At 68.7% G+C, this 19,807-nt stretch carries 18 protein-coding genes and 1 pseudogene; 10 read left to right on the top strand and 9 right to left on the bottom strand.

What is annotated here, in order from left to right; all coding sequences use genetic code 11:
* Positions 1-25: 25 nt before the first annotated feature.
* Positions 26-1,360, top strand: a complete 1,335-nt coding sequence (locus WA670_RS09575) for an MFS transporter (protein ID WP_037817007.1) — start codon at positions 26-28, stop codon at positions 1,358-1,360.
* An 84-nt stretch (positions 1,361-1,444) separates the two neighbouring features.
* Here the strand turns inward: WA670_RS09575 and WA670_RS09570 are convergent, their stop codons facing one another.
* Both WA670_RS09570 and WA670_RS09565 read right to left on the bottom strand, forming a co-directional pair.
* Positions 1,445-1,846, bottom strand: a complete 402-nt coding sequence (locus tag WA670_RS09570; protein WP_336157532.1) for a class I SAM-dependent methyltransferase — start codon at positions 1,844-1,846, stop codon at positions 1,445-1,447.
* Positions 1,847-1,886: 40 nt separating this feature from the next.
* Positions 1,887-2,450: a class I SAM-dependent methyltransferase gene (locus tag WA670_RS09565; RefSeq protein ID WP_336157531.1), complete on the bottom strand. Its 564-nt coding sequence runs from the start codon at positions 2,448-2,450 to the stop codon at positions 1,887-1,889.
* 90 nt (positions 2,451-2,540) lie between these two features.
* On the opposite strand from WA670_RS09565, the pseudogene WA670_RS09560 reads away from it, so the two are divergent.
* Positions 2,541-3,118 (top strand): annotated as a pseudogene (locus WA670_RS09560) (helix-turn-helix domain-containing protein).
* Here WA670_RS09560 and WA670_RS09555 read toward each other — a convergent pair.
* Positions 3,108-4,064 carry a sigma-70 family RNA polymerase sigma factor gene (locus WA670_RS09555; protein ID WP_037817011.1) on the bottom strand — a complete coding sequence of 319 codons (957 nt, stop codon included), beginning with the start codon at positions 4,062-4,064 and terminating at the stop codon, positions 3,108-3,110. The pseudogene WA670_RS09560 and the gene WA670_RS09555 overlap by 11 nt on opposite strands.
* A gap of 62 nt (positions 4,065-4,126) precedes the next feature.
* Between WA670_RS09555 and WA670_RS09550 the strand changes: the two genes are divergently transcribed.
* The 4 genes from WA670_RS09550 (at position 4,127) to WA670_RS09535 (ending at position 7,448) form a co-directional block, all read left to right on the top strand.
* Complete coding sequence (locus tag WA670_RS09550) at positions 4,127-4,735, top strand: maleylpyruvate isomerase family mycothiol-dependent enzyme (RefSeq protein WP_037817013.1); 609 nt, start codon at positions 4,127-4,129, stop codon at positions 4,733-4,735.
* A 69-nt stretch (positions 4,736-4,804) separates the two neighbouring features.
* Positions 4,805-5,962 carry a tryptophan synthase subunit beta gene (gene trpB / locus WA670_RS09545; protein ID WP_037817014.1) on the top strand — a complete coding sequence of 386 codons (1,158 nt, stop codon included), beginning with the start codon at positions 4,805-4,807 and terminating at the stop codon, positions 5,960-5,962.
* Entirely contained in the window at positions 5,959-6,672 is a 714-nt protein-coding gene (trpA, locus tag WA670_RS09540) for a tryptophan synthase subunit alpha (RefSeq protein WP_336157530.1), read from the top strand. The genes trpB and trpA overlap by 4 nt, the downstream gene beginning before the upstream one ends.
* 41 nt (positions 6,673-6,713) lie before the next feature.
* Complete coding sequence (locus tag WA670_RS09535) at positions 6,714-7,448, top strand: GntR family transcriptional regulator (RefSeq protein ID WP_037817016.1); 735 nt, start codon at positions 6,714-6,716, stop codon at positions 7,446-7,448.
* Here the strand turns inward: WA670_RS09535 and WA670_RS09530 are convergent.
* Positions 7,422-8,975: a PucR family transcriptional regulator gene (locus WA670_RS09530; protein ID WP_037817019.1), complete on the bottom strand. Its 1,554-nt coding sequence runs from the start codon at positions 8,973-8,975 to the stop codon at positions 7,422-7,424. The genes WA670_RS09535 and WA670_RS09530 overlap by 27 nt on opposite strands.
* 122 nt (positions 8,976-9,097) lie before the next feature.
* Here WA670_RS09530 and WA670_RS09525 point away from each other — a divergent pair, with 122 nt between their 5' ends.
* Positions 9,098-10,600: a CoA-acylating methylmalonate-semialdehyde dehydrogenase gene (locus WA670_RS09525; protein ID WP_051729274.1), complete on the top strand. Its 1,503-nt coding sequence runs from the start codon at positions 9,098-9,100 to the stop codon at positions 10,598-10,600.
* 12 nt (positions 10,601-10,612) lie between these two features.
* Entirely contained in the window at positions 10,613-11,968 is a 1,356-nt protein-coding gene (locus WA670_RS09520; RefSeq protein WP_037817024.1) for an aspartate aminotransferase family protein, read from the top strand.
* A gap of 170 nt (positions 11,969-12,138) precedes the next feature.
* Here WA670_RS09520 and WA670_RS09515 read toward each other — a convergent pair whose 3' ends face one another.
* The 3 genes from WA670_RS09515 to WA670_RS09505 all read right to left on the bottom strand — a co-directional run bounded on the left by WA670_RS09515 (position 12,139) and on the right by WA670_RS09505 (position 15,633).
* Positions 12,139-13,605: a catalase gene (locus WA670_RS09515; protein WP_037817026.1), complete on the bottom strand. Its 1,467-nt coding sequence runs from the start codon at positions 13,603-13,605 to the stop codon at positions 12,139-12,141.
* A 183-nt stretch (positions 13,606-13,788) separates the two neighbouring features.
* Complete coding sequence (locus tag WA670_RS09510) at positions 13,789-14,454, bottom strand: response regulator transcription factor (protein ID WP_037817028.1); 666 nt, start codon at positions 14,452-14,454, stop codon at positions 13,789-13,791.
* Positions 14,455-15,633, bottom strand: coding sequence for a sensor histidine kinase (locus tag WA670_RS09505; protein ID WP_240691243.1), 1,179 nt, complete (start codon positions 15,631-15,633; stop codon positions 14,455-14,457).
* 171 nt (positions 15,634-15,804) lie between these two features.
* On the opposite strand from WA670_RS09505, the gene WA670_RS09500 reads away from it, so the two are divergent.
* Positions 15,805-16,035, top strand: coding sequence for a hypothetical protein (locus tag WA670_RS09500; protein ID WP_238604403.1), 231 nt, complete (start codon positions 15,805-15,807; stop codon positions 16,033-16,035).
* Positions 16,036-16,048: 13 nt separating this feature from the next.
* On the opposite strand, the gene WA670_RS09495 is transcribed toward WA670_RS09500, so the two are convergent.
* A complete protein-coding gene (locus WA670_RS09495) occupies positions 16,049-17,479 on the bottom strand; it encodes an APC family permease (protein ID WP_037817032.1) in 1,431 nt (476 codons plus the stop codon).
* A 631-nt stretch (positions 17,480-18,110) separates the two neighbouring features.
* Between WA670_RS09495 and WA670_RS09490 the strand changes: the two genes are divergently transcribed.
* A complete protein-coding gene (locus tag WA670_RS09490) occupies positions 18,111-18,704 on the top strand; it encodes a TetR/AcrR family transcriptional regulator (RefSeq protein WP_336157529.1) in 594 nt (197 codons plus the stop codon).
* Here the strand turns inward: WA670_RS09490 and WA670_RS09485 are convergent.
* Positions 18,685-19,755 carry a DUF6670 family protein gene (locus WA670_RS09485; protein WP_336157528.1) on the bottom strand — a complete coding sequence of 357 codons (1,071 nt, stop codon included), beginning with the start codon at positions 19,753-19,755 and terminating at the stop codon, positions 18,685-18,687. The genes WA670_RS09490 and WA670_RS09485 overlap by 20 nt on opposite strands.
* Positions 19,756-19,807 lie beyond the last annotated feature (52 nt).

Here is a 19,807-nt window from a genome sequence, read left to right as displayed (position 1 = left end):
CCGGCCCGCTGCCGACGATCAAGCCATGCACTCCGTTTCCCCGCACTGGCGCGCGCTCGCGATCCTGCTGGCCGGCGTTTTCATGGCGGTGCTGGACACCTTCATCGTGTTCGTCGCCGCCCCCGCCATCCGGTCCGACCTCGGGGCCTCGCCCGCCGAACTCCAACTGCTGCTCGCCGGTTACCAGCTCGCGTACGCCGTGGCACTCATCACGTTCGCCCGGCTCGGCGACCTCCGCGGCCGCAAACCGGTGTTCCTGGCCGGACTGCTGCTGTTCACCGGCGCGTCAGCCGCGTGCGCCGCCGCTCCCGGCGCCGGGTGGCTGGTCGCCGCGCGGTTCGTCCAAGGACTCGGCGCCGCAGCGATGTTCCCGCAGGTCCTCGCGATGATCCACGTCGTGGTGCCCGGCCCACAGCGCTCGAAAGCGTTCGCCGTGCTCGGCGCGGTCATCGGACTGTCCGGCGTCACCGGCCAGCTGCTGGGCGGGATCCTCGTGACCGCGAACCTCTTCGGCAGCCCGTGGCGGGCGATCTTCTGGGTCAACGTCCCGATCGGACTGCTCACCCTCGCCCTCGCCGCCCGCTTCCTGCCGCGAACCCCGCCGAACGGCACCGCACGACTGGACCTCCGCGGCACCGCCGTGCTGACCGTCGCACTCACCCTGCTCGTCCTGCCACTCATCACCGGCCGAGAAGCGGGCTGGCCGCTGTGGTCCTGGTGCAGCCTCGCCGGCGGCGCCGTCGCACTCGGAGTCTTCACGGCCGTCGAACGCCGGGTCCCCGCTCCGCTGGTTCGCCCGGGACTGCTGCGACAGCGCGAATTCAGTCTCGGCATGGGCCTCGTCCTGCTGACCTACGCCGGGATCAATTCCTTCTTTCTCGTGCTTTCCCTTGCCCTGCAAGACGGTCTGGGCCTCAGCCCGCTCGACGCCGCGCTCACGTACCTGCCGTTCGCCGCCGCCTTCCTCGCGCTGAGCCTGCTCGGCAGCCGGGTGCCCTTCGCGCCGCTCCTCGGGGCTGCGACTGCCGGGCTCGGCTACGTCGTGCTGATCACGCTTTCGACCACCCCCTGGTCCTCCGCTCCCGCGCTCGCCTTGATCGGCGCAGGTCAGGGTTTGCTCGTCCCGCCGCTGTTGAACCACGTGCTGGCCGCCGTCCCCCGCGCCGACGCCGGGATGGCCTCCGGCGTGCTGGCGACTGGGCAACAGATCGGCGGAGCGCTGGGAGTCGCGGTGATTGGCGCTGTTTACTACTCCGCCCTGCCCGGCTCACCGCTGCACGCACTCGCGCTGGCGTGCGGAGGGATTCTGGTGCTCACTGTCGGCGCGATGGTTGTTCTCCGGATGCTGCCGCGCCGATGAACGCACGCACCGCCAGCACGATCGGCACCGGCGACCCGGTCTCGGCGAACCGGTCGAACGACAAACCGGCGGCCAGAAACCCGTTCAACAGCTCGGCCAGTGCGTCGTGCTGGGGTTCTGGAGCACACCGTTGGCGCCGTACTCGTTCTCGGTTCCTGCAGCGCCGACGAACGCACGGAGCGCCAGCACCGAAACGACCGCATCGACGCTGCGGTCCCCGATCGGCAACCGCGCGGCATCGGCCCGGACGGTCGGCAGCCGAGCCCGAGCGTGCCGCAGCATCCCGCTGGACAGGTCGACTCCGAGCGGCATCCAGCCCAGCTCCCGCACCAGGTCCGCGTGCACGCCGGTGCCGCAGCCGATCTCCAGGCACACCCCGCTGCCTTCGCCGAGAAGATCCCGCAGCGCGCTCGCCCCGGGGTTCACCGGCTGGGCGCGGAGAAACTCCTCCTCATACCAGTCCGCGATCTCGTCATAGCCCGCCACTACTCCAGTGCACTACCGAATCGCCACCGTCCGCCACCGATTACGCGTTCGGCGAAGAAACCTTGCGAGCACAGAGAATCGTGTCGTGCAATTCACCGCCATGCACCTTCCGCGTCCGGTTCTCCGCGACCGTGATCTGCCACTGCCCAGGATCCAGACCGACGTCCTGGACGGTGATCGTCGACTCCGGCGGATGCATCTCCCCGTGGTGATGCCCGACCACCAGCAACGTCCCGCCCGGCGCGACCCACTCCGCGAGCCGCTCGAACAGCGGGCCCGCCGCGTGCACGTAGTGCGTGGCGACCAGGTCGAACTGCCCGTCCGGAGTCCATTTCAGCAGGTCAGCGCACACCCACTCGACCTCGCTCGACCGTTCGCGCGCGTGCCGCAGCACCTCCTCGGACAGGTCGACCGCCGTCACCTGCCATCCGTGCCCGGCGAGCCAGAGCGCCTCGTTTCCTTCGCCACAGCCAGCGTCCAGCGCGCGTCCCGGCGGCAGCTTCCCCGCTTCCTCGACCAGCTGCGGATGCGGTTCGAGCTGCGCGTGTCCGGCGGCACCATGCCAGTGCTCGTCCCAATAGGACTGATCGAATGCGTGCGGCACAACGGTTCCTTTCCTGAGGTTCCCGGTTCCACCTTGCAAACCCTCCGGCACGTCTGGCAAGGAAGCTTGCCAATCTGTCAAACTCGGGAAATGGACGACGACCGAGCCCTGGACGCAGTCGGCCCCCGGTTGCGCGAGCTGCGCCGGAAGCGGGACGTCACGCTGGCCGAACTGGCCGCGCAGACCGGCATCGCGGCCAGCACGCTGTCGCGACTGGAATCCGGCAACCGGCGGCCCACCCTGGAACAACTGCTGCCGCTGGCCCGCGCGCACGGCGTGACCCTCGACGAACTGGTCGACGCCCCGCAAACCGGCGACCCGCGCATCCACCTCCGCCCGATCAGCTGTGCCGACGGCGTGACGATCCTGCCGCTCACGCGCCGTCCGGGCGGGATCCGGCGTACAAATTCATCCTGCCCGGACAACGGAAAAAGCAGGAACCCGATCCCAGGACGCACGAGGGCTACGAGTGGACCTATGTCCTCAATGGACAGTTACGACTGGTGCTCGGCGAGCACGACATGACGCTTTCTCCGGGCGAGGCTGCGGAATTCGACACCCGGGTACCGCATTGGTTCGGCGCGGCGTCGGCGGAACCGGTGGAGTACCTGTGCCTGATCGGACGGCAGGGGCAGCGCGCGCACGTGCGGGCAGCGCCTAAGGCGTGACCGTGGCGGGCAGTCCGAAGGCCGGGAAATGCTCCGCGCCGAGGAAGGACGTGAGGTCGCAGATCCGGTCGTCCCGCAGGGTCAGCACCGTGATGGACCACGCCTCGTGCGGGACAGTCGCCGAACCGCCGAGGTAGAACGCCACGGCCGGTTGGGCGTTCGCGCTGGTCAGCCGGAAGCGCCAGCTCGGGCAGCGCGTCATCGGGACTTGGAAGGCGAACTCCGTGACGGCGGCGCGGCCGCGGTACCAGTGCGGCAGCGGCGGCATCGACCAGGTGACGTCCTCGGTCAGCAGGCTCACCAGACCGTCGACGTCGCCTTCGGCAAGGGCGGTCGCGAACCCGGTCGCCAGCTCGTGAAGGCGAGAGTCGCCGAGCATCTGCTGCTGAGTCCGGGCGGGAACGTGCGCCGCGATGGTCCGGCGGGCGCGGGCCAGGGCGGAGTTCACCGAGGTCACGGACGTTTCCATCATCGCGGCGATCTCGGCGGCGGAGAAGCCGAGGACGTCGAACAGCAGCAGCGCCGCCCGCTGGTTACCCGGCAGATGGCGGCACGCGGCGACGAAAGCCAGCTCGACCGCCTCGCGTTGTTCGTAGCTGGCCGCGGGGAAATCGGGGCAGGGGCCCAGCCAAGCCACGTCGGTACGCGGGGCGGAGTCGAGGACGACCTGCTCGCTCGCCGGGCCGAGGTCGACCGGCAGTGCGCGGCGGCCGCGCTGCTCGATGAGGTCCAGGCAGGTGCGCGTGGCGATTGTAAACAGCCAGGTGCGCAGCGCACTGCGGCCCTCGAACCCGGGCAGCCCGCGCCACGCTCGCAGCAGCGCCTCCTGCACGGCGTCGTCGGCGTCGTGGATCGAGCCGAGCATGCGGTAACAGTGCGCACGCAATTCCACCCGCAACGGGGCCACCGCACGGGTGAACGCGGCTTCCGAAGAAAATTCCCCCACGACCGACGATTCTGCCGCATCCGGCCGGTCTCACCTGGCAACGACTACCGAGGAGACCTGGAATGACCGCGACCTGGCAGCAGATCCACGCCGAACGCGCCGCACTGGCCGACGATCTGTCCGACGCCGCATGGAGCACGCCTTCGCTGTGCGAGGGGCTCTCCGTCCGCGAGGTGCTGGCCCACCTCACCGCCGGCGCGTCGCTCACGCCGCTGCGCTGGATGGCGGGCGTGCTCCGCTGCCGGTTCGACTTCGATCGGCAGGTCGCGATGCGATTGGCCGAGCACCTCGGCGACAGCCCGGCCGACACGTTGGCCCGCTTCCGCCGGGTCGTCACCAGCACGACGAAACCGCCGCTGCCGGTCGTGGCGATGCTCGGCGAGACGGTCGTGCACGGCGAAGACATCCGCCGTCCGCTCGGCATCCACCATGAGTATCCGATCGACACGCTCACCGCGGTGGCCCGCTACTACCTCGGCTCCGACCTCGTCGTGCTCGCTAAGGGACGCGTCCGCGGCCTCCGCCTCGAAGCAACCGACAGTGACTTTTCCGGCGGCTCGGGACCCCTCGTGTCGGGCCCGACACTCGCCCTGATCATGGCCATGACCGGCCGCTCCCGGTTCCTCGACGACCTGGACGGGGACGGCGTCGAGGTGCTGCGGCAGCGCTGACGGGCTTGCGCTCCGTCGCCAAGAGTTCTATAACAGTGGAGACAGTTATAGAACTCTAAGGAGCCGCTCATGCGCACCCCACCCCAGGAAGGACGCTTCGGGGAGTACGGCGGGCGCTGGGTGCCGGAATCCCTGGTGCCCGCCTGCCTCGAAGTCGCCGAGGCGTTCGAGAAGGCCTGGGTCGACCCCGGTTTCCGCGAGCAGCTCCAGACGATGCTCGCCCGGCACGTCGGCAGGCCCACGCCGGTGACGCCCGCCGAACGGCTGTCCGCGGAACTCGGCGTGACCGTCGCGCTCAAGCGGGAAGACCTCACGCACACCGGGTCGCACAAGATCAACAACGCGGTCGGCCAGGCGCTGCTCGCCAAGCGGATGGGCAAACAGCGGCTGATCGCCGAGACCGGGGCCGGGATGCACGGCGTCGCGACGGCCACCGCGGGCGCGCTGCTCGACCTGCCGGTCACGGTGTTCATGGGCGAACAGGACGTCGAACGCCAGTCGCACAACGTGTTCCGCATGCGTTACCTCGGCGCGGAGGTCGTCCCGGTCAGCTCCGGCAGCCGCACGCTCAAGGACGCGACCAGCGAGGCGATGCGGCACTGGGTCAGCTCGACCGAGGAGGCGCACTACTGCCTCGGCTCGGTCGTCGGACCGCATCCGTATCCGTGGATGGTGCGGGAATTCCAGCGCGTGATCGGCGACGAAGCCCGCGAACAGCACGGGACCGTGCCGGATTTCGTCGTCGCGTGCGTCGGCGGCGGATCCAACGCGGCGGGCACGTTCGCCGGATTCGCCGACACCAGCGCCCGGCTGGTCGGAGTGGAAGCGATCGGCGGATCGGGCGCGACGTCCGGCCAGGCCGGGGTGCTGCACGGTTCGCGGTCGCTGTTCCTCCAGGACGAGCACGGGCAGATCCTCGAAGCCCATTCGATCGCGGCCGGGCTGGACTATCCCGGTGTCGGGCCGGAACACGCGCACCTGCGCGACCTCGGCCGGGCGCAGTACTTCGCGGTCAACGACGAAGCAGCGGTCGCCGCGGCCGCGCAATTGGCTCGGACCGAGGGAATCATCCCGGCGCTGGAATCCGCGCACGCGCTTGCCTGGGTGGCCGAAGCCGCTGGCACGCCGGATCTTCCGGCGGGTTCCACGGTGCTGCTCACCCTGTCCGGTCGTGGCGACAAGGACATCGCCACGCTCATTGCCCGCGCCGAGGAGTCCCGCGCATGAAAACCGACCGCAAAATCCTGATGCCGTATATCACCGGCGGCGTTACTCCACAGTGGACAGAATATCTTCCGGCGCTGGTCGAAGCCGGTGCGGACGCGATCGAAGTCGGTATCCCCTTCTCCGATCCGACCCTGGACGGCGTGACCATTCAGGAGGCGTCCAACGTCGCTCTCTCCAACGGAACGACTCCGCGCAGCGTCCTCAATGTACTGTCGGAGACCACAGTGGACGTTCCGGTCATCGCGAGCACCTACGCCAACTTGGCCGTCCGCAAAGGTTTCTGCGCTGACTTGAAAGAAGCCGGAGTCGACGGTCTGATCGTGCCCGACCTTCCGCTGGAGGAAGTACCCGCGATCGAGAATGAAATCGACCTGGCACTCCTGGTCTCCCCCGCGACGCCGACCGACCGCGCGCACGAGATCGCCGCGCGCAGCCGAGGTTTCGTCTACGCCGTCTCGTCGATGAGCACCACCGGCGAACGCGACCACCTGCCCGCCTCCGCGATCGACCTGGCGACCCGGCTGAAGAACTCCACCCACCTGCCGGTCCTGGTCGGCTTCGGCATCTCGCGACCGGAACACGCCACCGAGGCCGCCCGCGTGGCCGACGGCGTGATCGTGGGCGCCGCGATCATGCGGCGGGTGCTCGACGGCGCCGGTCCAGCGGAGGTCGGCGAGTACGTCGCGACCATGCGGGCCGCGCTGGACTAGAATCCGCTGGTCCCCGCAGAACCGGACCAGAACGGACGCGCATGGCCCGATACCGAGCGATCGCCGCGGATCTCGCCGCGAAGATCCGCGCCGGGGAGTACGCGCCCGGCGAGGCCCTGCCGCCGCAGCGGGAGCTCAGCGCGTCCTACGGCGTCACGCTCATGACGCTGCGACAAGCGCTGCGCGAACTCAGCGACGAAGCCCTGATCGTGCAACAACCCGGCCGAGGCACCTTCGTGGCGCCGACGCCGGCCTCGTACCAGCTGGGCTCCTTGCGCAGCTTCACCGAGGACTTGCGCGATCAGGGTTACGTCGTGCGCACCGAGGTCGTCAGCCAGGCAGTACGCCGGTTGCCCACTCGCATCGCCGCGCGACTGCAGGCCCGGGCGACCGATTCCGGCCTGCGGCTGGAACGAGTACGCGAGTTCGGCGGCCGGAGAGCGATCCATCAGGTGTCGTGGATCGCTCCCCCGCACGGGGAACGCTTGCGGGACACCGATTTCACCGCGGTGTCGCTCTACACCGCACTGTCCGAACTGGACGTCGTGGTGGACCGCGCCGCCGAAACCATCCGCCCGGACGCGCTCGACGACAAGCTCGCCCGCCTTCTCGACGAACCGGTCACCACCCCGGTCCTGGTCAGCGAGCGCACCACAAGCACCCCGGACGGCACAATCGTCGTCATCGACCGCGCGACCATCCTCGGCAGCATGATGCACATCAGCACCGAACGCGCCGCCGACCGCCTCTCACTGCGCTGGGGAGCCGGAAGCTGAACCCCGATGCCCATGCGCCAAAACCGCCAGATGCAACGAAAGCCGAGTGTCCGAATCAGACAGATCCACACCCAGCAACCGCTCGATCGTCGCCAACCGCGAATACGCCGCCGGACGGCTCAGGTTCAACGCCTTCGCGAACTCCGTCATCGAGTACCCCGACTCGACAAACGCCCGCAACGTCGCGAACGCCCGGCTGGCCCGCGGTTCCGGCAACGTCAGCAACGGCCGCAGCTGCGCCTCGGTGAACTCGTGCAACCGCGGATGCTCCCGCAACCACCACAACAACCCGCGCACACCCAGGTCGCCAGCCCGCCGAAGTCCAGGCGTACCAGGCGATTCGACATCCGCGACGTGCACCGCCTCCTGCAGCGCCGCCGGTAGCTCACCGAGCCGGCGCACCGGTCCGGCCGCCCCGAACGCCGCCGCCAAGCCAGCCGGAACCCCGGCGACCACGCGCTCCAGCAACGCTTTCTCCGCAGCCACCGAGGAGCACGGGAACACCGCCGCCACCCGGCCTTCCGCCAGTACGCCGCCGATCCCGTCGCTGGTCAGCACCGCGTCCAGCAGCGCCCGCTCCTGACCGGCCCGAGCCGGACGGCACACCAGCACCGTGTAGTACGCCGCCGCAGCCAGCCCCAACGCCCTGGCCCGCGCGCGGACCGAACCCTCGTCCGCGCCATGCAGCAGGTCCCGCAGCAAGTCGCCCTGCGCCTCGATTTCCACTGACAACGGCGAGCGTTCCAGCAGCTTCCCGACGGTCAACGCCTCCGCCGCGCGTTCGAGCACCATCCACGCCGACGGCTGCTCCGCCGAGTGCGCGGGCACGACCAGCCGGCCCCAGCGTTCCCGCGGCGGCCCCACTGGCGTGCACATCCAGCCCTCCGGACCGCCGACCGCGGTCGCCGCGGAAAACGGCACCCGGCGCGACCGGGCGGGCCAGTCGCGCAGCAGCGATTCCGCCGAACCGGCCCCGGCGAACGCGAGCGCCCGATGCGTCCGGTCCTCCAGCACCACTGGCAGCCCGATCAGGTCCGCCGCGTGCGCGAGGACCGCGTCCGGCGCCTGCGACGCCGAACCGACCGTGCTGAACGCCTCGTGCGCACGCTCGGCCAGCCGCAACCTCTCATAGTGCGCGTTGACGATCCTCGCGTGCACGATCTCGGTCACCTCGATGAAGCGGATCGTGCTCCGCAGTTCCACCAGCGGGAACCGGGCCGCCCGCGCGGCCTGCACCAATCCGCTCGGCAGCGCCTTCGGCCGCTCCCACGGGTCCACGACCAGCCCGATCGCGCCGGCGTCGCGCAGCGAACGCACGTACGCCACCGGGTCGAAGCCCGGCTCGGCGAACGCGCGCCCGATCGAGAGCACCAGAACGTCGCTGGTCAGCGTCCCGGCTACGTCGCTCAGCTCGCTCACGTGCACCGACCGCACCGGCACGTCGACCGCGTCCGCGGCCGAGCGCACGACCGGCGCCCCGGCGGCCATCACGGGCAGCTCGAGAACGTCTCGCAGGGTCAGGTCCACCCGCGCAGCATAACCCGACGAAATGTAAAGCCAGGCGTCAACAACGTGACGATCCGTCGGTTACCCCAGACCCGTCCGGGAGGGACCCTCAGAGGGCGAATACCAGGAAGAAAGGTGGCTCGATGAGCGATTCCGTGCCGACGCTGTCCCAGTGGATCGCCGGCGGCGAGGCAGCAGGCTCGCCGGACGGCTACGGGGACGTCACGAACCCGGCGACCGGGAAGGTCACCGCGCGCGTGCCGCTCGGCTCGGCCGCGGACGCCGAGGCCGCGATCGCCGCCGCGAAGGCCGCGTTCCCCGCCTGGCGCAAGACGTCGCTGGCCAAGCGCAGCCGTGTGCTGTTCCGGTTCCGCGAACTGCTCGACGCGCGGTCAGGAGAACTCGCCGAAATCATCACCTCCGAGCACGGCAAAGTGCTGTCCGACGCAGCGGGCGAGGTCGCGCGCGGCCTGGAGGTCGTCGAGTTCGCCTGCGGCATCCCGCAGTTGCTCAAGGGCGCGGCGACGGCCAACGCGTCCACCGACATCGACGTCACGTCGCTGCGCGAACCGCTCGGTCCGGTCGCGATCATCTCGCCGTTCAACTTCCCCGCCATGGTCCCGATGTGGTTCTTCCCGATCGCGATCGCGGCCGGGAACACCGTGGTGCTGAAGCCGTCGGAGAAGGTGCCGACCGCCGCGAACTGGATCGCCGAACTGTGGCGCGAAGCCGGTCTGCCCGAAGGCGTGTTCAACGTGTTGCACGGCAACAAAACCGCGGTCGACGCGCTGCTGCACAGCCCGGACATCGAAGCGGTTTCGTTCGTCGGATCGACGCCGATCGCGCAGTACGTCTACGAGACCGGCACTGCGAACGGCAAGCGTGTCCAGGCGCTCGGCGGCGCGAAGAACCACATGGTGGTGCTGCCCGACGCCGACCTCGATCTGGTCGCCGACCAGGCGGTCAGCGCCGGTTTCGGGTCCGCGGGCGAGCGCTGCATGGCGGTCTCGGTCGTGGTCGCGGTGGGCGACGTCGCCGACGCGCTGGTGCCGCGGATCGCCGACCGCGCGAAGACGCTGGTGACCGGCGACGGCACCCGCTCCTGCGACATGGGCCCGCTGGTCACCGCCGCCGCGAAGGACCGGGTCTCCGGCTACATCGCCGCCGGTGCGGAAGCCGGCGCGACGCTGGTCCTGGACGGCCGCGAAGGTGAATTCGACGCGGACGGCGAGGGATTCTTCGTCGGCCCCACGGTGTTCGACCACGTCCGCCCGGACATGCCGATCTACACCGACGAAATCTTCGGCCCGGTGCTTTCGGTCGTCCGGGTGGAAACGTTCGCCGACGCGATCGAGCTCATCAACGCCGGCCCGTACGGCAACGGCGCGGCGATCTTCACCAACGACGGCGGCGCGGCCCGCCGGTTCTCCGCCGACGTCGAGGCGGGCATGGTCGGCGTGAACGTGCCGGTGCCGGTCCCAGTGGCCTACCACTCGTTCGGCGGCCGCAAAAACTCGCTGTTCGGCGACACCCACGCGCACGGCGGCGAGGGCGTGCACTTCTTCACCCGCGCCAAGGTCGTCACCACCCGCTGGCCCGGCCCGGAGCAGGGCGGGCTCAACCTCGGTTTCCCGCAGAACGTCTGAGAGGGATCTGCAATGGACACTCAGTCGGCAGCAGCCCGGCACCTGTGGATGCACTTCTCCCGCATGGGAAATTACCCGGACTCGCCGGTCCCGGTGATCACCCGCGGCGAGGGCGTGCACGTGTGGGACGACCGCGGCCGCAAGATCCTCGACGGCCTGGCCGGACTCTTCGTCGTGCAGGCCGGACACGGCCGTCGCGAACTCGTCGAGGTCGCCGCGCAGCAGGCGAACGAGCTGGCGTACTTCCCGATTTGGGGCTATGCCACGAAACCCGCGGCGGAACTGGCCGAACGGCTCGCGCACCTCGCGCCGGGCGACCTCAACCGCGTCTTCTTCACCACCGGCGGCGGCGAAGCGGTCGAGTCCGCGTGGAAGGTCGCGAAGCAGTACTTCAAGCTGACCGGAAAACCCGGCAAGCACAAGGTGATCAGCCGCGCGGTGGCCTACCACGGCACCCCGCACGGCGCGCTCGCGATCACCGGGCTGCCCGCGATGAAGAAGGACTTCGAACCGCTCGCGCCGGGCGGTTTCCGCGTGCCGAACACCAACCTGTACCGGCATCCGGAGTTCGCCGACGACCTCGAAGCGTTCGGCCGCTGGGCCGCGGACCGGATCGAGGAAGCGATCCTGTTCGAGGGCGCGGACACGGTCGCCGCGGTCGTGCTCGAACCGGTGCAGAACTCCGGCGGCTGCCTCACGCCGCCGCCCGGGTACTTCGAGCGCGTGCGGGAAATCTGCGACCGGCACGACGTCCTGCTGGTCGCAGACGAGGTGATCTGCGCGTTCGGCAGGCACGGCGCGACGTTCGCCAGCGAGAAGTTCGGCCTCCAGCCGGACCTGCTGACCTGCGCCAAGGGCCTCAGCTCCGGGTACAGCCCGATCGCCGCGCTGATCGCGTCGGACCGGGTGATGGAGCCGTTCCTCGCCTCGAAGGTCGCCTTCCCGCACGGGTACACCTTCGGCGGGCACCCGGTGTCGGCCGCGGTCGCGCTCGCGAACCTCGACCTGATGGAACGCGAGGGCCTCAACCAGCGCGTACTGGACAACCAGGACGCGTTCCGTTCGACGCTCGACAAGCTCCTGGACCTGCCGATCGTCGGCGACGTCCGCGGCGACGGGTACTTCTGGGCCGTCGAACTGGTCAAGGACAAGGCGACCCGCGAGACGTTCAACGCCGACGAACGGGAACGCCTCGTCCGCGGTTTCCTGCCGGGCGCGCTGTTCGACCGCGGCCTCTACTGCCGCCCGGACGACCGGGGCGACGTCGTCGTCCAGTTCGCTCCGCCGCTGATCGCCGGGCAGGCGGAGTTCGACGAGATCGAACAGATCCTGCGAGACACGCTGCTCGAAGCGCAGAAACTCGTCTGAGCCAACTGGCGAGGGAGGAGGCCGGGACCGTCTGGTCCCGGCCTTCTTCCGTGCTGTCGCTTATCCTGGCGACAGAGTCCGCACCGCGAGGAGGCGCGCATGAACCCGGCCTCGACCGGCGCGAGCAGGCAACGGCCTGACAACTGCGCCGCCTCAGCCGTGCCAACCGGTCACAACGCCCCGATCTCCTCGCACGCCTTCCGCACCCCAGCGCCGTAAGCCGGATCCGCCTTGGCGCAATTGTCGATATGCCGCTCGACCGTCTCCCTGCGCGCGCCCTTGATTCCCCGCGCCGTGTTCTCGAACAATCGCTGCCGCGCGCCCTCGTCCAGCAGCCGGAACAGGTTTCCGGGCTGCTCGTAGTAGTTGTCGTCGTCCTCGCGATAGTCGAACCGGTCCGCGACCTCGCCGCCCGGTCCCGCGGGCTCGGCGTACTGCGGCTGCTCCGCCCACCGTCCGAAGGAGTTCGGCTGCACGCCCGGCACTCCGCCCTGGTTGCCGTCTACGCGCATCGCGCCGTCGCGGTGGTAGGTGTTGACCAGCGCCGCCGCGCGCGGGCAGTTGACCGGGATCTGGTGGTGGTTCACGCCGAGCCGGTAGCGAGTGGCGTCGCCGTAGGAGAACAGCCTGCCCTGCAACATCTTGTCCGGGCTGACCGAGATCCCCGGCACCAGGTTGGCCGGGGTGAACGCGGCCTGTTCGACGTCGGCGAAGTAGTTCTCCGGATTGCGGTTCAGCTCCAGCTCGCCGACCTCGACGAGCGGATAGTCCTTTTTGCTCCAGACCTTCGTGAGGTCGAACGGGTGGAACCGATAGGTCGCCGCGTCCGCCTCCGGCATGAGCTGCACATAGAGCGTCCACTTAGGATAGTCACCGCGTTCGATCGCGTCGTACAGATCGCGCTGGTGCGATTCGCGGTCCTCGCCGATGAGCGCGTCCGCCTCGGCGTCGGTCAGGTTTTCGATGCCCTGCTGGGTGCGCAAGTGGAACTTCACCCAGTGCCGCTCGCCCGCGTCGTTGATCAGGCTGAACGTGTGCGAGCCGAACCCGTGCATGTGCCGGTAGGTCTTCGGGATGCCGCGGTCGCTCATCACGATGGTGATCTGGTGCAGCGCCTCGGGAAGATTGGTCCAGAAGCCCCACTTGTTCTCCGCGTTGCGCAGGTTTGTCCGCGGATCGCGCTTCACCGCGTGGTTCAGGTCGGGGAACTTCAGCGGGTCGCGGTGGAAGAAGACCGGCGTGTTGTTGCCGACCAGGTCCCAGTTTCCTTGCGAGGTGTAAAACCGGACGGCGAACCCGCGGATGTCGCGTTCCGCGTCGGCGGCGCCGCGTTCCCCGGCGACGGTGGAGAACCGCACGAACGTCTCGACCTCGTTGCCGACCTTGCTGAACAGCGCGGCCCTGGTGTAGCGGCTGATGTCGTGGGTGACGGTGAACTTGCCGAACGCACCGGACCCCTTGGCGTGCATCCGCCGCTCCGGGATCACCTCGCGGTCGAAGTGCGCGAGCTTTTCCACCAGCCAGAGGTCCTGGAGCAGAACCGGACCGCGTGCGCCCGCGGTGAGGCTGTTCTGGTTGTCGGCGACCGGCGCGCCCGCCGCGGTGGTCAACGGGTCGGTGTTGTCAGCGAAAGTCATCGCTCCTCTTTCGTTGCATTCGTCCGCGAAAAAGGACTTTGCCGCCAAGATGGTACCGAAACGCGAAGGTGATTCACTCCGACAAATAGCGTAAATTGCCGCAGGAATATTCCTCATTACGAGAATAGATTCGCATCCTGCGCATTCATTCCGGAATACGTGCCAGGCACTGCGGATTTCCGGTTATTCCTCGCTGTCGCGCACGACGAGCGCGATCTGCACCCGGTTCACCACGCCGAGCTTCGCGAACAGGCTGCTCGTGTGCGCCTTCACCGTCGCCACGCTGATGTGCAGCCGCGCGCCCACCTCGGCATTCGACAGCCCTTCCGCGATCGCCCGCGCGGTGTCCCGTTCGCGTTCGGTCAACGCGGCCAGCCGCGCCCGCGCCGCCTCGCGCGCGGCACGCCGGCTCCCCGACGACTGCGGCCCCATCGCCGCGGTGATCAACCGGCTGGTGGCGGCCGGGGACAGCGCGGGGTTCCCGTCGGCGACCGCGCGCACCGCGGCCAGGATGTCCGGCGGCGGGGTGTCCTTGAGCACGAACCCGAGCGCCCCGGCGCGCAGCGCGCCGAGCACCATCTCGTCGGAGTCGAAGGTGGTCAGCACGAGGATCCGCGGCGGGTCCGGCCAGCTGAGGATGGCTTCGGTCGCGCTCAGCCCGTCGCGGCCGGGCATCCGCACGTCCATCAGCACGACGTCCGGCCGGAGCCGGCGGACCTCGGCGATCGCGGCGTCGCCGTCCGCGGCCTCGCCGGCGACCTCCAGGTCGGCCTCGCCGTCGAGCATGAGCCGCAACGACATCCGCACCAGCTGATCGTCGTCGACGATCACGACCCGCACCCGGTCCACTCACTCGCTCCCTTCGCCGCGGGCAGGCCACGGCAGCCACGCGGTCAGCACGAACCCGCCGTCCGGGTCCGCGTGATGGTCAAGGTCGCCACCGGCGAGCTCGACCCGCTCGGCAAGCCCCAGCAACCCGAACCCGGCGGACGGCGGCGGCGCCACGTTCTCGGTCGCTCCGGAATCCCGCACCGTCACGCGCAGCCCCTCGCCCTCCCCGCCCTCCACGGTGACACACACGTCGGCGCCAGGCGCGTGTTTCCCGGCATTGGTCAGTCCTTCTTGGACGATCCGGTACACCGTGCGCGCCAGCAGATCCGGCGGATTCCCGACCGTCTCCGGGGTATAGCTGACCTGCACCCCGAGCGCCCGCGCGTCAGCGACCAGCGCGGGCAGATTCGCGAGCGAGGGCTGCGGCGGCTCAAGCCCGCCCGGACTGGCCCGCAGGACCCCGAGCACCTCCCGCAGCTCCTCCAGCGCCTGATGCGCACCGTCGGCGATCCCCCTGGCCAGCAGCGACACCTGGTCAGGCGGCAGATCGGCGCGATGCCCCAGCACGCCGGCCTGCATCGCGACCAGCGACACCCGGTGCGCGAGGACGTCGTGCATCTCGCGCGCGATCCGGTGCCGCTCGACAATGCGCGCCTCGGCCGCCCGCGCGACCTGCTCGCGTTCGGCGCTCTCCGCGCGTTCCCGCAGCGACTGCAACTCCTCGCGCCGCGCCCCGATCGCCGCTCCGACCGCCACGACGATGCCGGTGACCAGCACGATGAACGAAATGGACCACCACCACGGATCCGGGTCGGAACCGCGAGGGTAGAGCCCTTCGGTGACCGCCGCGGTAGCGACGCACGCCAGCCCGATGAAGGTGGTCTCGAACAGCCGGCGCCGAGTGGCGAGCGACCCGAGCACCAGGAGCGCGGCTCCCCCGGCGGAGGTCGACACCGCCGAGACGATGATCACCCCGGTCGCGATCGAGAGCGGATACTTCCGCCGCCACAGCGACGCGACCAGACAGCCGAGCCCGATGATCGGGTCGCCGAAGATCAGCCACCCGATCCGCGGGTCGTCGGACCCCGCGGGCAGATGAGAGGCGACCGCCACCCAGGCAACCACGCCGAGCAGCGCGGCCACGGCCAGCCGCCACCCCTGCTGCCACGGCTTGAGCTTGACCTGCGAAACGATCACCAGCCCATCTTCGCCGATCCGCCCCCGCCGTGCAGCCGCCCTCGGCACACCCCGCGCCCTAGACCAAAGTAGTAACCCTCGACTTTGGTCGGCCCCGGTTCGCTCCGCAGGTCCGATGCGCACCGTAGCCGCGGCCGACACACTGGGAGCACCACGACTCAGGGAGAACACATGAGCAAGGGCGGCTACTCAGCAGTGCAGATCGTCGGCATGGTGCTCACCGTCGTATCCGCACAGGCCGCGATCCGCAGTTTCTTCGACCACGACGCACGCCAATTGTGGGGCGCACTTGATTGGGTCCCCGGCGGCTGGGGCGGACAATTAGCCGCACTGGTAGTGCTTACCCTCGCCGGGGTAGTCCTCGCCGGCTGGGCGCACGACCGCACCAAGGAGAAAAGCTGAGTCCACTGCGGACTCAATGCACCTCCGGCCCGAGCGCCGCATACGTCTCCGGACGCTTGCGTCGCAGATACTCCGCCATCGCCAGCCCTGCGACGATCAGGATCGGCAGCAGCCACGGCAACAACCCGATCCACGCCGCGTCGGACCCGGCCATCGTCGGAAAATTCAGCACCGCCAGCACGATCACGCCGATCAGCCCAGCCCCGCCAAGCCCCGGCGCGACAAACGTGCTCCACCAATGCGGATCCCGCCGTTGCCGGAAGAACACCACCACCGCGATCGACGCCATCGCCTGCAACACGAGGATCGCCAACGTCCCGAACCCAGTCATCGACGACGTCAAGAACGCGACCGGATCAAGCCCCAGCACCGCGAAGATCGCCGCTACAACCGTCGCGAACCCGATCTGCGCCGCACTGGCGTTACGCGGCGTACCAGAAACCGTACGCCCCAACACCTTCGGCAACACGCCGTCCCGGGCAAGCGCGTAAATGTACCGACTAGCGGAGTTGTGCAACGCCAGCAACGCGGCGAACAGACTCACCACAAGCAACAACTGCATGACATCGGTAAGCACGGTCCCGAGCACATCCTGCGAGGTAGCCAAGAGCAGGTCCCCCGCCGCGAGATGATCCTGCGCCACGGCTTTCGCGTTCCCCACGCCGATCGCGCTGACCAGCGCAAGCGAGGTAATCGCAGCGAAAACCCCAATAGCGATCACCGCGATATAAGTAGCACGCGGCACTGACTTGTTCGGGTCGCGCGCTTCCTCGCTGAACAACGCAGTCGCCTCGAACCCGATGAAACACGTGGCAGCAAACAACAACCCAAGCCCGATAGACCCAGACGTGACGACCGCAGGCGACAACGCACTGAGCGAATACCCAGACTTCACGAGCACCGCAACGTCGAAGACAACCAGAATGCTGACCTCAAGAATCAGCGACACCGCAAGCACCTTCGCCGAAACGTCCACCCCACGACGACTCAGCAAAAACACCGCGACGACGGACAACGCAGCCCAAAACTCCCACGGCAAGTCCAAATGAAAGACCCGGTTGACGACCCCGCCCGTCAACGCACCAGAGGTCCCCACCGCCCCCGCGACGAAACAGTTGTATCCAGCCAACGCCACAAACGCCCCGGACAACCCCGCCGGACGCCCTAAGGCCGCAGTAAGATACGCGTAGAACCCACCAGCGTTGGACACGTACCGGCTCATCCGCGCGTAGCCAACACCGAACAACAGCAACACAATCCCCGCGATCAGGAATGATGCAGGCATCCCGCCGCCATTGCCGAGCGCGATCCCGAGCCCCGCGATCACCACCATCCCGGTCAACGGCGCGACCGCAGCGAGCACGAGAAACGCAATCCCGCCAGTGCCGAGCGCATTAGCGCGCAGCTGCCCTCCGACAGCCTCCGGTGTCGACTGCTGTGCCATCCAGGCCTCCCGATCCGCTACAAGGCGCCCATTTGCCCCGCAGCGACCCAGTGTCGCTTGCTAGAGGCTGAGGGCCTTGTCATCGCAGGCAGAGGTCTTGCCAATCCGCGCACCCCCCACTCCGGGGAGGTTCGTGGGGCCACCCTCACAGCCGCTGATTCCCTCAGGGCCCCCCTCACGACCAGCGGCCGGTACGTGAGGGACCCCTTCACGGACCCAGATTCCCTCAAGGACCCCTTCACGACCCACTCGCCCGCCCCGCACCCACCGGGATGCGCCCCAATGCGGCATTGGGTGCGCTCAACGCACCGAACGCCACATTGGGTGCGTCACATGCACCCAATGCCACATTGGGGCGCAAGCCCCGCCACCAACGAAACCGCACCGATGCACCCAACGTCGAGGCACCCACACCGCCCCCAACCCCGATCCGAAGCCCCACTGCGGTCGATGGGTGCTTGTCAAGGCATCTTTCCCGCCTTGACAAGCACCCACCGACCGTCAGCACAATAAAACTTCGGGGTGGCGGGCCCCCTAACGAGCGCAATGTCGCCGCCAGGCGACGAGCCGAACCCCCCGGCGAACCAACCGTCCACAATAGACCAAGCCCCCATCAGCTATGCTCAACAACGTGCCAAACCCAGCAGGCAGCAAAGGAATGCCGCGCCCCGAACGGGAGCGGCTGATCCTCGACGCCGCCGTCCACGAGTTCGGCACCCAGGGCTACGCCCACGCCTCAGTAGCCGCCATCGCACGCCGAGCGGAAATCTCCAAACCCCTGGTATACGGCTACTTCGAATCCAAAGACGGCCTCTACCTGGCCTGCCTCCACCGAGGCGCAGCCCCGCTGGTCGACGCCGTCACCGAAGCCCAAACCGGCACCGGCCTCACCCGCGCCCTAGGCACCTTGGAAGCGATCTTCCGCACCCTGGAACCCCGCCGCCTGGACTGGGCCGTCCTCTGGGACCCGACGCTGCCCCCAGGCTCCGCAGTGGACGAAGCAGCCCGCTCTTACCGCCGCAAACTCTCCACGCTCGGCGCGGAAGGCACCCAGGAAGCCTTGGCCTCAGCCGGTTTCGCTGACCCCGCCGACGCCTCGCTGTTCGCCCGCATCTGGTACGGCGCGGTCGCCGCCACCGTCAACTGGTGGCTCGAGCACCCCGAGGAACCCGCCGAAACCACCACTCAGCGCTGCGCCCGCATCCTCACCTCCCTGCGCGGCTGACCTCGCAATCCACCCACTCGAAGTACCCGCTCCCCGAAACCGGCCGCCCCCGAAACGCACCGGAATACGTGTACGCACCGACATAACCGCGCCCATGGCCGTACCGCAGCGGACTGTCCACAACCGCCTCCACCGCCACGACCTCCTCCGCGCCGTCCCGCACCGTCCAGCGGAACCGCTCCGGAACCCGCATCTCCCGCCCCCGCGGATCAACCTCCGGTTCAACCCGATGCTCCACCTCGACCCGCACATCCCGAAACACCGCCGCATCACCGTCGAGCGTGCGCAGGTGCGCCAGCCGGCAAGCCGTCGCCCCAGCCGCGCGGACATCGGTGAGCAACAACTGCGTCCGGTCATCGAGATTGATGATCTGATAGGTGAAGAAGTCAATCGGCAGCTTGAACCGCTGCGGCAACGGCGAACGCCGAAGTGCTTGCGGCGAAAGAGATCGCGCGTACTCCACAGTGCAAAGTCCGCCGATTTCCGTCTCACCGGTGTCGTCAGTGATCATCCCGGTGAAGGTGGCGAGCAGACTCAAGTGATCGTAAGCCGGATTGCGCACGAACCACGAGACCTGCGGCGTCGCGGTGATCGCCAGATCCGCCGAGAACCCGTCGTACCGCGCGTGCACCTGATACGACGGATGCGCCGCTTCGATAGCCAGATCCGAATCCCACTCCAGCCGCGAACCGTCCTCGGCGAACCGGCATTCGGTGCGCGAGTCGTAAGCCTGGTAGTGGTGGTGCCCAGGCGCGGCAGTGGACGAGAGAACGGTCGTGGTGCGGCGGGCGTCGGAGGTCGCGAGGTAGTCGTTGTCGAAACAGACCGCGCCGGTGCTGCCGATCAGGATCATGGCGTTGAGGTAGCGGTGCGGCCGCGGCAGCTCCGGCGCGAAAATGCCGTAATGCGTCCACGCCCAGGTCCGCGAACCTGGATGCGGCCGCAGCAGACCGGGTCGGTCGAACGGCTTCGCGGACTCCTCGATCCGCTGGTCGAAGCGAGGTAGCAGCTTGTTCACCACGAACGGCGCGGCAGCGGTCAGCACGCTCATCTTTCCTCCTCAATGCCTATTACCCTAAAGTAAGTTACTCAAGGGTCAATTC

The organism is Amycolatopsis sp. VC5-11 (assembly GCF_037034185.1).
GTDB classification, from domain to species: Bacteria; Actinomycetota; Actinomycetes; order Mycobacteriales; family Pseudonocardiaceae; genus Amycolatopsis; species Amycolatopsis nivea.
This window is presented reverse-complemented; position numbering and strand designations above follow the sequence as displayed.

What these genes read in the sequence shown, in the direction of transcription:
- WA670_RS09535 (WP_037817016.1), top strand. Translation starts at nt 6,714, where the DNA reads ATGGCCCGATACCGAGCGATCGCCGCGGATCTCGCCGCGAAGATCCGC.
- trpB (WP_037817014.1), top strand. Translation starts at nt 4,805, where the DNA reads ATGCGCACCCCACCCCAGGAAGGACGCTTCGGGGAGTACGGCGGGCGC.
- WA670_RS09495 (WP_037817032.1), bottom strand. Translation starts at nt 17,479, where the DNA reads ATGGCACAGCAGTCGACACCGGAGGCTGTCGGAGGGCAGCTGCGCGCT.
- WA670_RS09485 (WP_336157528.1), bottom strand. Translation starts at nt 19,755, where the DNA reads ATGAGCGTGCTGACCGCTGCCGCGCCGTTCGTGGTGAACAAGCTGCTA.
- WA670_RS09500 (WP_238604403.1), top strand. Translation starts at nt 15,805, where the DNA reads ATGAGCAAGGGCGGCTACTCAGCAGTGCAGATCGTCGGCATGGTGCTC.
- WA670_RS09575 (WP_037817007.1), top strand. Translation starts at nt 26, where the DNA reads ATGCACTCCGTTTCCCCGCACTGGCGCGCGCTCGCGATCCTGCTGGCC.
- WA670_RS09515 (WP_037817026.1), bottom strand. Translation starts at nt 13,605, where the DNA reads ATGACTTTCGCTGACAACACCGACCCGTTGACCACCGCGGCGGGCGCG.
- WA670_RS09525 (WP_051729274.1), top strand. Translation starts at nt 9,098, where the DNA reads ATGAGCGATTCCGTGCCGACGCTGTCCCAGTGGATCGCCGGCGGCGAG.
- WA670_RS09520 (WP_037817024.1), top strand. Translation starts at nt 10,613, where the DNA reads ATGGACACTCAGTCGGCAGCAGCCCGGCACCTGTGGATGCACTTCTCC.
- trpA (WP_336157530.1), top strand. Translation starts at nt 5,959, where the DNA reads ATGAAAACCGACCGCAAAATCCTGATGCCGTATATCACCGGCGGCGTT.
- WA670_RS09550 (WP_037817013.1), top strand. Translation starts at nt 4,127, where the DNA reads ATGACCGCGACCTGGCAGCAGATCCACGCCGAACGCGCCGCACTGGCC.